The 11948-nt window shown below is 66.7% G+C and carries 10 protein-coding genes; 3 read left to right on the top strand and 7 right to left on the bottom strand.

The window, feature by feature from the left end:
* Positions 1 to 82 precede the first annotated feature (82 nt).
* The 4 genes from AB7F11_RS13200 to pyk all read right to left on the bottom strand — a co-directional run bounded on the left by AB7F11_RS13200 (position 83) and on the right by pyk (position 4713).
* Entirely contained in the window at positions 83 to 991 is a 909-nt protein-coding gene (locus tag AB7F11_RS13200) for a phosphoribosylaminoimidazolesuccinocarboxamide synthase (RefSeq protein WP_428289039.1), read from the bottom strand.
* A gap of 82 nt (positions 992 to 1073) precedes the next feature.
* Entirely contained in the window at positions 1074 to 2138 is a 1065-nt protein-coding gene (gene fba, locus AB7F11_RS13195) for a class II fructose-bisphosphate aldolase (RefSeq protein WP_428289040.1), read from the bottom strand.
* 103 nt (positions 2139 to 2241) lie between these two features.
* The gene (locus AB7F11_RS13190; protein ID WP_428289041.1) at positions 2242 to 3120 is read right to left on the bottom strand and encodes an alpha/beta hydrolase; all 879 of its coding nucleotides are present in this window, start codon (positions 3118 to 3120) and stop codon (positions 2242 to 2244) included.
* 159 nt (positions 3121 to 3279) lie between these two features.
* A complete protein-coding gene (gene pyk / locus AB7F11_RS13185) occupies positions 3280 to 4713 on the bottom strand; it encodes a pyruvate kinase (protein WP_428289042.1) in 1434 nt (477 codons plus the stop codon).
* 125 nt (positions 4714 to 4838) lie between these two features.
* On the opposite strand from pyk, the gene AB7F11_RS13180 reads away from it, so the two are divergent.
* Entirely contained in the window at positions 4839 to 6449 is a 1611-nt protein-coding gene (locus AB7F11_RS13180; protein WP_428289043.1) for a gamma-glutamyltransferase family protein, read from the top strand.
* A gap of 4 nt (positions 6450 to 6453) precedes the next feature.
* Here AB7F11_RS13180 and AB7F11_RS13175 read toward each other — a convergent pair whose 3' ends face one another.
* Genes AB7F11_RS13175 through AB7F11_RS13165 form a run of 3 tightly spaced genes read right to left on the bottom strand, consistent with a single transcriptional unit; the run spans position 6454 to position 10767 of the window.
* The gene (locus tag AB7F11_RS13175) at positions 6454 to 7665 is read right to left on the bottom strand and encodes an efflux RND transporter periplasmic adaptor subunit (RefSeq protein WP_428289044.1); all 1212 of its coding nucleotides are present in this window, start codon (positions 7663 to 7665) and stop codon (positions 6454 to 6456) included.
* Entirely contained in the window at positions 7662 to 10031 is a 2370-nt protein-coding gene (locus AB7F11_RS13170) for an ABC transporter permease (RefSeq protein WP_428289045.1), read from the bottom strand. Before AB7F11_RS13170 ends, AB7F11_RS13175 begins: the two co-directional genes overlap by 4 nt.
* Before the next feature lie 10 nt (positions 10032 to 10041).
* Positions 10042 to 10767, bottom strand: a complete 726-nt coding sequence (locus AB7F11_RS13165; protein ID WP_428289046.1) for an ABC transporter ATP-binding protein — start codon at positions 10765 to 10767, stop codon at positions 10042 to 10044.
* 195 nt (positions 10768 to 10962) lie between these two features.
* On the opposite strand from AB7F11_RS13165, the gene AB7F11_RS13160 reads away from it, so the two are divergent.
* Positions 10963 to 11460, top strand: coding sequence for a YiaA/YiaB family inner membrane protein (locus AB7F11_RS13160; protein ID WP_428289047.1), 498 nt, complete (start codon positions 10963 to 10965; stop codon positions 11458 to 11460).
* 38 nt (positions 11461 to 11498) lie between these two features.
* A complete protein-coding gene (locus tag AB7F11_RS13155; protein WP_428289048.1) occupies positions 11499 to 11945 on the top strand; it encodes a hypothetical protein in 447 nt (148 codons plus the stop codon).
* The last annotated feature ends 3 nt before the right edge of the window (positions 11946 to 11948 follow it).

Raw genomic sequence — 11948 nt, 5'->3', positions numbered from 1 at the left:
AGCCCGAACGGGAATGGACCCAGCCCGAACGGGAATGGACCCAGCCCGAACGGGAATGGACTCGGCCCGATCAGGAGCAGGCTCAGCCCATCAAGCGCGTCAGCGCCTCCTGGTACTTCGCAGCGGTCTTCTCGATCACCTCTTTGGGCAGGCGTGGCGCCGGTGGGGTCTTGTCCCAGGGCTTGCCGCCCACCTGCGCGGTTTCCAGCCAGTCGCGCAGGAACTGCTTGTCGTAGCTCGGTGGGTTCTGGCCCACCACGTAGCTCTCGGCTGGCCAGTAGCGCGAGCTGTCGGGTGTGAGCACCTCGTCCATCAACACCAGCTTGCCCGCCTTGTCCAGGCCGAACTCGAACTTGGTGTCGGCGATGATGATGCCTTTCTTGAGTGCAATCCGAGCCGCCGCCTTGTACAGCGCAATCGACACGTCGCGGATCTGCGCGGCCAGCTCGGGGCCGATCATCTCGACCGTGCGCTCGAAGGTGATGTTCTCGTCGTGCTCGCCCATGGCTGCCTTGGCCGCCGGGGTGTAGATCGGCTCGGGCAACGGGGAAGCATTCTGCAGCCCTTCGGGCAGCTTCACGCCACAGACCGACCGGCTTTCCTGGTATTCCTTCCAGCCGCTGCCCGCGAGGTAGCCGCGCACCACGGCTTCCACCGGAATGGGCTTCAAGCGCTGCACCAGCATGGAGCGTCCCTGGACTTGCGCGGCCTCCTCGCGCGAGACCACGCTCTCGGGCGCTTCGCCGGTCAGGTGGATGGGACAGATGTTCAAACCCCTGGGGCCGAGCTGGTCGAACCAGAACAGCGAGAGGCGGGTGAGCAGCTCTCCCTTGCCCGGGATGGGCTCGCCCATGATCACGTCGAATGCGCTGATGCGGTCGCTCGCCACCATGAGGATGCGGTCGTCGCCCACGGCATAGTTGTCGCGCACCTTGCCGCGCGCCAGCAGGGGCAGGGAGGTCAGGGCCGAAGTGTGCAGGGCAGAGGTCATGGTCTGAAAGGAATGCGGGACAAGAAAAAAGCCCGTTGAACAGTCAACGGGCTTTGAACCATTCCGGAGGATTATCGCAAGTTCAGTGCACCACTTGCGCGAGTTCGCCCTTGGCGTATTTCGCCGCCACCACCTGCAGCGTTTCGCCTTTGATCTTGCCGGCCTGGCCTTCGCAGCCGAACTCCAGGTAGCGGGCCTTGCAGACCTGTCTGGCGGCCTCGCGCGCGGGCTTGAGCCATTCGCGGGCGTCGAATTTGTCCGGGTTCTCGGCCAGGAACTTGCGCACAGCGCCCGTCATGGCCAGGCGGATGTCGGTGTCGATGTTGATCTTGCGCACGCCGTGCTTGATGGCTTCCTGGATTTCCTTGACCGGCACGCCGTAGGTTTCCTTCATCTTGCCACCGTACTGGTTGATGATGGCCAGCAATTCGGGCGGCACGGACGAGGAGCCATGCATCACCAGGTGGGTGTTGGGGATGCGCCGATGGATTTCCTTCACACGGCTGATGGCAAGAATGTCGCCGGTGGGCGGGCGGCTGAACTTGTAGGCGCCGTGGCTGGTGCCAATGGCAATGGCCAGGGCGTCGAGTTGCGTGGCTTTGACAAACTGCGCCGCCTCTTCGGGGTCGGTCAGCATCTGGCTGTGGTCCAGCTTGCCCTCGGCGCCAATGCCGTCTTCCTCGCCGGCTTCGCCAGTTTCCAGGTTGCCCAGGCAACCGAGCTCACCTTCCACGGTCACGCCCACCTTGTGCGCCATTTCCACCACCTTGCGGGTGACCTCGGTGTTGTACTCGAAGGAAGCCGGCGTCTTGCCGTCCTCCATCAGCGAGCCATCCATCATCACCGAGCCGAAGCCCAGGCTGATTGCGCCTTCGCAGACCTTGGGCGAGGTGCCATGGTCCTGGTGCATCACCAGCGGGATGTGGGGGTAGCTCTCCATGGCGGCCTGGATCAGGTGCTTGATGAAGGGCTCACCAGCGTATTTGCGGGCACCGGCACTGGCCTGCAGGATCACCGGGGCGCCGACTTCGTCGGCCGCAGCCATGACAGCCTGCACCTGTTCGAGGTTGTTGACGTTGAATGCCGGAATGCCGTAGCCATTGGCTGCGGCGTGGTCGAGCAGTTCGCGCATGGAAACGAGCGCCATGTGAATCCCCTAAAGCAGTTGGTAACCTGGATGTAACTCGCGATTTTAACTTTGAGGGGGCGGCAAGACGGAAACACCGGCGCGCCAAATGTCACGCGACGAGTCAGCTTGTGGGCGCCAGCAGGAAACTGCTGAGGCGATCAAGCACCGGGGCGAGCCCGCGCAGCGGCGGGGCCAATGCGCCGATCAGGGTGGTGTGGCTCACGCGGTCAAGCAATGCCGAATCGACCTGCGTGCCGTGGTCACGCAGGGCCTTTGCCAGCGCCACCGTGTTGCGCTGGGGGTTCACCAGGGTGTCGTGTCGGGCGGCGAGCAGCAGGGCGCGGCGCTTGGGCGCGGCGAGGGCCATGGCGTGATGCAGGGGCTGTGAATCGGCTGGTGTGCCGGGCCAGTTGAACGCCGTCTGCACTTCGGGTATGCCGATGGGGAGGAAGTCGTACGGGCCGGCCAGGCCCGCCCAGCCGGCGACGGGGTCGCGCCCCAGCCAGCGCGGGTCCAGCGCCAGCATGGCGGCGTTGTAGGCGCCCGCGCTATGCCCCACGATGAACAGGCGATCGCGTGACGCGCCGAACGCGTTCGCCTGCGTGCCAGCCCAGCGAACGGCCCGGGCGCAGTCTTCCAGGAACACGGGGTAGCGCACATCGGGGCTCAGGCGGTAGTCGGCCACCACCGTCACGATGCCGCGCGAGGCCAGCGCCTCGCCGACGAAACGGTAGTCCGTGCGCGAGCCACTGCTCCAGCTGCCGCCATAGAAGAAGACCGCGATCGGCGCGCCGGTCGCGGTCTGCACGGGCCGATACACATCGGCCCGCTGGCGCTCGGCGCTGCCGTAGGGCAGGTCGCGCACCTGGGTGTGGGTGTGCGAAGGCACGGTGGCGTTGATCAGTCGCAGCGGCGAACAGGCCTGGGTCAGCGGTGCCAGGCCCAGCAGGGTGAGCCAGCGGCGGCGTATGGACGAGAAGGCGTTGTTCGGAGAGTGCATGCTTTGGGTACGCGGGTGGACCGGTGCCGGATTCATCGCCTCGGACCCACTCGTCACAACTGCCTTGAACCTTTTGAGGGAGAAGCCCGGTGCCTGCGCCCAGCCAGAGCCAGAAACCGGCATGTCCAGCCGCCTCCTGATGCCGTTCGGCGCCGACTCCTAGCCTGCCTTGCAGATCTTGAGCGTGTTGGTGCCACCCGGCTGGCCCATGGGCTCGCCCACGGTGATGGCATAGACGTCGCCAGTTTCGACAATGCCGCGTTTCTTCAGGTGCGCCTCTGCGTCCGAGAGTGCGGAGTCGCGGTCGATGCTGTTGTCCATGAGCAGCGGGCGCACGTTGCGGTAGAGCGTCATGCGGCGCTGGGTGGAGAGGTTGGGCGTCATGGCGTAGATTGGCATGCGCACGTTGTGGCGGCTCATCCACAGCGCGGTGGAGCCGGAATCGGTCAGCGCCACGATGGCTTTGGCGCCCAGGTGGTGGGCGGTGAACAGCGCGCCCATGGCGATCGACATGTCGATGCGCTTGAAGGTCTTGCCCTGGAAGTCGGCTGTGAGCTCGCGGTACTCGGCCTTCTCGGCCTCCGAACAGATGTTGGCCATTTCCAGCACGGTTTCCAGCGGGTAGCGGCCGGCTGCGGTCTCGGCGCTGAGCATCACCGCGTCGGTGCCGTCGAGCACGGCGTTGGCCACATCGCTCACCTCGGCGCGCGTGGGCACCGGGTTGACGATCATCGACTCCATCATCTGCGTGGCGGTGATCACCACCTTGTCCATTTCGCGGGCCATCTTGATCATGTGCTTCTGCAGGCCCGGCACCGCCGCGTTGCCCACCTCCACCGCGAGGTCGCCGCGCGCGACCATGATGCCGTCGGACACTTTGAGAATGTTGGCCAGCTCGGGAATCGCCTCGGCGCGCTCGATCTTGGCGATCAGCGCGGGCTTGTGGTTGAGGTGGGCGCCCGCCACGTTGCAGAGCTGGCGCGCCAGCTCCATGTCGGTTGCGCTCTTGGGGAAACTCACCGCCACGTAGTCGGCCTTCAGGCCCATGGCGGTCTTGATGTCGTCCATGTCCTTGGCCGTCAGGGCCGGTGCCGTCAGACCGCCACCCTGCTTGTTGATGCCCTTGTTGTTCGAGAGCTCGCCGCCGAGCTTGACGGTGGTGTGAACGGCCGGCCCCGCCACCTTGTCCACCGTGAGCACGATCAGGCCGTCGTTGAGCAGCAGTGTGTCACCAGCCTTCACGTCGCGCGGCAGTTCCTTGTAGTCCAGCCCCACGCCCGCGACGTCGCCAGGCTCGGTGCGCGAGGCGTCCAGCACGAAAGGCTGGCCCGGCTCCAGCATCACCTTTCCCTCTGCGAACTTGCCCACGCGAATCTTGGGGCCCTGCAGGTCGGCCATGATGCCGACCTCGCGCCCGGCGCGCTGGGCGGCAGCCCGCACCAGCTCGGCGCGGTCAATGTGGTCTTGCGCAGCACCGTGCGAGAAATTGAGCCGCACCACGTTCACGCCGGCGCGGATCATTTTTTCGAGGAGGGCGGGATCGCTGGAAGCGGGGCCAAGGGTGGCAACGATCTTGGTGGCGCGCATGGGCATGGAAGCAGTCTCCTGGGGAATGGACGGCCGGCAATGTCGGCTTGTAATTTGGTTTCAATTGTCCATGAAACTGGTTACCGGGTGGTTACGGCCTTCCATTCGACTGCTGGGATAGAGTGGCTCCCATGCAATTCGATTTTCACAACCCCTATTCCACGACGCGCTTTCCGGTGTTTGCGCGCAATGTGGTGTCTACCTCGCACCCGCTGGCCGCGCAGGCTGGGCTGCGCATGATGTGGAAAGGTGGCAACGCGGTGGATGCAGCCGTGGCCGCCGCAGCGGCCATGACGATCTGTGAGCCGGTGAGCAACGGCCTGGGCAGCGATGCCTTTGCCATCCTGTGGGATGGCAAGGCCCTGCATGGCCTGAATGCGTCGGGGCCCGCGCCGGCCGCGTGGTCGGCGGCCTATTTCCAGCGCAAGTACGGCACCGACGCAAAGGCGCCACCGAAGCGCGGCATGGACTCGGTCTCCGTGCCCGGGGCGGTGGCGTCGTGGGTGGCGCTGTCGGAGCGCTTTGGCAGGCTGCCTTTCGCCGACCTCATGGAGCCGGCGATCGAGATCGCCGAGCGGGGTTACCTGATGCCGGTGGTGGTGCAGCAGAAATGGGCGGCGGCCACGCCGGAGCTGGGCGGCCAGCCGGGCTTTGCACAGGCCTTTCTGCCCTGGGGACGTGCGCCCCGGGTGGGCGAGCTGTTCCGCTTTCCGGCGGCGGCACGGGGATTGCGGCTCATTGGCGAGTCGCGCGGAGCGGCCTTGTACGGTGGTGAGATCGCCGAAGTGCTGGAACGGTTCATGAAGGAGCATGGCGGCGCCCTCACCGCCCAGGACCTGGCCGCCTATCGACCTGAATGGGTCACGCCGATCCAGAAGACCTACCGGGGCCACACGCTTCACGAGATTCCACCCAGTGGCCAGGGCATTGCAGCGCTCATCGCCCTGGGCATCCTGGAGCGGTTTGATCTCGCGGGCCTGCCGGTGGACAGCCCCGAAGCGCAGCACCTGCAGATCGAGGCGATGAAGCTGGCCTTTGCCGACACCTACCGTTTCGTGGCGGAGCCCTCCAGCATGGAGGTGACGCCTGCGCAGATGCTCGACGCCACCTACCTGGCGAGCCGCGCGAAGCTCATCGACCGAAAACGGGCGCAGGATTTCGGTGCGGGCAACCCGGTCAAGGGTGGCACCATCTACCTCACGGCGGCCGACGAGGACGGCATGATGGTCAGTTTCATCCAGAGCAATTTCATGGGTTTCGGGTCGGGGTGCGTCGAACCGGGTTTTGGCATCAGCCTGCAGAACCGGGGACACGGCTTTTCGCTAGAACCCGGCCCCAACCAGGTGGCGCCGGGCAAACGGCCCTTCCACACCATCATTCCTGCCTTTCTCACGAAAGACGGCCAGCCCGTGATGTCGTTTGGCGTGATGGGCGCCAACATGCAGCCACAGGGCCACGTGCAGACCCTGGTTCGCATGCTTGACCACGGGCAGAGTCCACAGGCCGCCTGCGATGCGCCTCGCTGGCGCTTCAACCACGGCCTGGAGATCAACGTCGAGCAGCAGATGCACGCGGCCACGGTGCAGGCCTTGCAGGCGCGTGGCCATGTGGTCGAGGTCATCCACGACAACTACCAGGACTTCGGTGCCGGCCAGTTCGTCTGGCGGGCGGGCGATCCGAAACGCGAAGGCTACGTGGCGGCGTCGGACGCGCGACGCGACGGAGCGGCTGTCGGCTTCTGAGGCCTCATTCGCGCACCCGAACCGCCTGCCCATCGCGAATGAAGGCCCCCGGGTAGAGCAGCACCTGCTCGCCTTCGACAAGGCCGTCCGCCATCCAGGCGGCATCAGCGTGACGCGCCTGCACCGTCACGGGCCGAGCGCGGGCGCGGCCATTGTCCAGAACGAACACGCGCCAGCCCTCGCCATCGCGCACCAGCGCTGCGCTGGGCAGGAGCAGGGCACCTTCCTGAGCGGACACGACGATGCGCGCGTCGACACGAAAGCCATCGCCCACGCCGGGTGCGCCGGCGGGCAGATCGACGATCACATTGACGCGCTGCTCTTCGATGCCCAGCGCCGATACCTTGGTGAAAGCCACCGGCTCCACGCGCGCCACCCGACCCGCGATGGCGGGCGCCGTTGCACCCAGCGAAAGGCTCACGGGCGAGCCCGGGGCGATCTGCTGCACCTCGCTCGAGAGCACGTCGATCACCGCCTCCACCGCCGAGGTGTCGCCGACCACCAGCAGTGGCTGGCCCGCCACCACCGGCGCTGCACTGTCCAGGTGCAGCCTGACCACGCGTCCGTCCACCGGGCTCTTCAGCGACCACACGCCTTCGGTGCGGGCGCCGTCAGCGGATTCCGCACGCGCCAGCGCTGCCCTGGCCTCGCCCTGAGCGAACTCGGCGGCGCGCAGCTCCGCCCGTCCGGCTTCCAGCGCCTGGCGCGCTGAGCGCTGGGCGAGCAGGGTCTGGTCCAGCGCCGAGACGGCGATGAAGTTCTCGCGCGCCAGACGGGTGGCGCGCTCGGCCTCCAGAGCGGCCTGGGCCAGGGCGGTCTCCAGGCGCTGCACCTGCGCGCTGGCGGCCAGGCGAGCGGCGTCGGCGCTGCCCACGCGTTGCTGAAGCACGCCGCGTGTGCGCGCGTCGATCATCTGCGGAGACAGCGGCGTGAGCGTGGCCACGACGTCGCCTGCCCGCACCACGTCGCCCACCTTGAGCGTGGGCCGCGAGAGTTCGGCCGCAGTGGGGGCGGTGATCACATAGCGGTTCTTCAAGCGCAACTGGCCGTCTTCTTCGATGACCTGTTCGAAGCGACCTTTGCCGACGCTGGCGACCTCCACCACGATGGGCCGCGGTTGAAAGGCCCACACGACCAGGGCAACGACGGACACCACCAGCACGGCCCAGAGGATCCAGCGGCGGAAGATGGTGACGGGAGATTTGAGGTGGTTCATTCGCGGACCTTCAAGACGGCGACCAGATCCAGCCGGTCGATCTGGCGGCGCACCAGAAAAGCGCTGGCCAGGCCGGCAGCGAGCACGATGAGGGCCGCCGAGGCATAGGTAGAGGGTTCGACGACCACCGGGAAATCAATGGCATCCGAGGACATGAGCCGCATCAGCAGGGAGGCCAGGGCCCAGCCCGTGACTGCACCGAGGGGCAGCGCCAGGATCAGTTCGGTGCCCAGTTGCGCCAGGAGCAGCACCGAGACCTCGGCGCGGGTCATGCCCAGCACGCGCAGGCTCGCGAGTTCCCACGCGCGCTCCGAAAGCGTGATGCGTGCGGCGTTGTACACGATGCCTACCGCCATGGCGATGGCAAACAGCGTGAGGATGCCGCTGAACACGCCCATGTTGCGCGAGGTGGTCTCGTTGAAGCTGGCCAGGCTGCCGGCCTTGTCGAAGACCGCGTTGATCACCGGTGCGCGCTTGATCGCGTCCCAGAAGGCGGGCATGGCCAGCGGGTCCACTTGCAACGCGGCTTCGGCCACGCCTTCTCCGTCGCGCGCGAGGGCGTTCATGACGTCCAGCCGCATGAAGGCCTGTTTGCCCATCATGGTGTGCACGATGTCGACCACCTGCACATCGGCCTGTGTCTGGTTCCACAGGCGGAATTCCACGCGAACCCGGTCGCCCACGTTCGAGCCAATGGCGCGCGCCAGCAGCGAGGACATCACCAGGCCTTGCGCGGGCAGGGCCACGTGGCCACGCGTTTCGTCCACCACACGCAGCAGCTGCGCGGAGGCGTCCAAGCCCAGGAGCTGCGCGTCCTCGGTCACACCATGAAGGCGCATGCGCACCGGCTCGCTGCGGTAGGGCTCGGCGTCCAACACGCCGGGCAGGCGCCGCAGGTCCTGCACCACCGACAGCGGGACCGGCTTGTGGAAGTTGACCAGCACATCGCCTTGCTGCACCTGGCGGAACTGCACGTCGACGATGTGCGCGATGGCATCGAGCCAGAATGCGCCGGAGATCTGCAGCGCCACGGCCATCGCGATGCCAGTCACGGTGAAGGCAGCGCGCCAGGGGCGGCGCTCGAAGTCGCGAATGGCCATCAACGTGCCGGCGCGAACCCGTCGCCCCAGACCCAGGCGTTCAAGCAGGGTGCGCCGGTAGCGTGGCGGTGCCAGGGGCTGCATGGCCTGCGCAGGTCGCAGGCGCACCACCGCGCGGATCGCGCCCCAGGTGCCGAGCGCGGCCGCGCCGGCCGCGATGGCCGCAGCCACCGCCACCAGCCACGGGGTGGTGACGTAGGCCAGCCGATTGAAGCGGAACACCTCGTCGTACAGGCCCAGCATGAGCTGGCCGATCCACACGCTCAGCACAAGGCCGGCGAAGACGCCCAGGCCGGCAATCACCAGCGCGAGCTGGATGTAGTGCCAGGCGATCGCGGCATCGCCATAGCCCAGCGCCTTCAGCGCCGCAATCTGGCTGCGCTGCGTGGCCACCTGGCGGCTCACCACCACATGGAGGATGAACATGGCCACCGCCAGGAAGATCGCGGGCAATACGGTGCCCATGACCTTGAGTTGCGCGAGTTCGTCGGTCACGATCTTGGCCGATAGCTGCTTGTCGCGCCCCACTGCGCCCAGCGTGCCGTAGGTTTTGAGCAGCCGGTCGGTGGCGTCGATCACCGAGACCTCCCGTGCGCCCGCATTCAACCGCAGTGCCGCCTGGTTGAAGGCGCCCTGCATGTCGAAGGTCTGCAACATGCGCTCGCCGTCGATCCACCAGATGCCAAAGCTCTTGTCGTCGGGCGCGCCCCCGCGCGAGGCGAACACGTACTCGGGCGAGATGGCTGTGCCCACGAGATGCAGGCGTTCGAGACGGCCATTCAGAACGGCGTCGATGCGGTCGCCCGGTTTGATTTGGCGCGCCACGGCAAAGCGGTCACTCACCACCGCCTCCAGCTCCCGGCCGCGCTCGGGCCAGCGACCACTGCGCAGCGTCAGCGCATTCAGGCTCTGGCGCTGAGCGTGCACGCGCGCCAGGTCCAGGCCGATGAAGCGCCCGGTCACCGGCGTATCGGCGCCAGGCAGGGCAATCTGCGCGTCGAACACCACATCCAGCCGGACCTCTGCCACGCCGTCGATGGCCGCCAGCCGATCCCGCAGGTGCATTGGCGCGCGCTTGACGTTGACGAACACGTCTGCCAGGCGGTTCTCGCGGTAGAAGTCGTCGCGCGAGTCTTGCAACGATTCGTGCACCGAGAACATGCCCACGAAGCCAGCCACGCCGATGGCGACCACGAGGGCGATGGTGGCCACCTGGGTGCGCAGGCGCCGCAGGTCGCGCCAGAGCTTGATGTGGATCGCCTTCATGGCCATGTCATCACCAGGACAGGGTGGAAGCGGCCACTCTGTGGGGGTTCACTTGCACCTCGACGATGCGGCCGTCGGCCAGGCGCAGCACGCGGTCTGCCATCGCGGCAATAGGTGCGTTGTGCGTGATCACCACCGTGGTCGTGCCCAGCTCGCGGTTCACGCGCTCGATCGCCTGCAGCACCATCACGCCGGTGGCGCAGTCGAGCGCACCGGTGGGCTCGTCGCACAGCAGCACGGCCGGCTTCTTGGCAATGGCGCGCGCGATGGCCACGCGTTGCTGCTCGCCCCCCGAGAGCTGCGAGACGAAGTGATCCAGCCGCTCGCCCAAGCCCACCAGCGCCAGCGCTTCCTCGGGCGCCATGGGGTCATCGGCCAGATCGGTCACCAGAGCCACGTTTTCTCGCGCCGTCAGGCTGGGAATGAGGTTGTAGAACTGGAACACGAAGCCCACGTGCTCGCGCCGGTAGCGCGTGAGCTCGGCGTCGCTCGCGCCGGTGAGTTCGTGCGTGCGGCCCTGATGCGTCCAGCGTGCGGTCCCGCTGCTGGCGCTGTCGAGCCCGCCCAGGACGTTGAGCAGCGTGGATTTGCCGCTGCCCGAGGCGCCGAGCAGCACCACGAATTCACCGCGCACGATGGCCAGATCCACGCCTCGCAGGGCATGCACGGCGGTATCGCCCTCGCCATAGACCTTGGTCAGGCCCTGGGCGAAGAAGACGGGATCGGGACTGGGCATGTCGTCATTCGAGCATGGGCTGCAACTCGAAGGCTTGATGCCGATCAAGGCCCGCTGGGAAGCCTCGTTACCAGGAAAGTACCGAATACCTATACCTTCTTTCCTGGAATTAGACACCAGTCATCTTTTTCGATGCTCTTTGAACGGCCGATCACGGAACATCGCGCCGTGTTCAACAACCCCTCAAGGTGATTCATGGCTTCGAACCGTTCCCCTCTCATCGTGATGCGCGACACCCGCGCTTGGCAGCTACAGGTCTGGGTCTCGTTCGGCGTCGCTGTCTTCCTGTGCGCCACCGGCCTGGCCTGGCTCCCTGGCCAGGACCTGGACCGGGCCTTCATGGTGATGGGCTATGTGTTCTGTCTGTCCACCGTCTTTGTGTTGTCCAAGGCGGTGCGCGATGGCCAGCAGGCGGCGCAAGCTGGCGAAGCCGAGACGCCCATGTGGCGCCCCGTGGTGTGGGGCGGTTTTGCGGTGGCCATGGTCCTCACCGGCTGGGGCCTGCTGCGCATGGACATCAACGACACCTACCGCGCCTATCTCGGTGTGAGCTGGCTCTACCTCGTGACTTCGGCATTCACGCTGGCCAAGACGCTGCGTGACCGCCACGAAGCGGACCTGGCCGAAGCCCGCCAGAGCGGCGTGCACGCGGGCCGCCAGCAGGCGATGCAGGAACGTGTTGCCGCTGAATGACCCACCTTCCCGATCCCTGTGTTCTCTGGAGACTCATCATGAAAAAATGGCAATCCCTTGGCCTGGCCGCCGGCCTGGCCCTGTCGCAGGCCTGGAGCGTGCCGGCGCGTGCCCAGAGCGAGGCATCCGTGGCGCTTTCCGCTTTGCCCCTGGCCTCGGTGGTGGTCACGGCGTCCACCGCGGCCGCCGTGGTAAGCGTGGTGCCGGTGGCCCTGTCGGTGGCGGGTTCGGTGGTGGTGGTCAAGGCGGTGGAGGTCACCGCGCGCGGAACGGTCTATGTGATTGAGCGCGTCTCTGACGGTGCCCGTGCCAGCGTGGAATTTGGCGCACGCGCGGCGTCGGCCGCGTCGGTGGGAGTGGGCACCGCGCTCACGGTCAGTGTGATCGGCACCGGCGTGCTGCTTTCGGCCGCCGGCGAGGTGATCGCCTTCATCCCCAACGAACTGGGCCGGGCGTTGCTGCACAACGAACGTGTCACGTACTGAAAG

This window comes from Hydrogenophaga sp. (assembly GCF_050250835.1).
Lineage (GTDB): Bacteria > Pseudomonadota > Gammaproteobacteria > Burkholderiales > Burkholderiaceae_C > Hydrogenophaga.
Note: the sequence above shows the minus strand (reverse complement) of the source record. Positions and strands in the feature narration are given on the sequence as shown.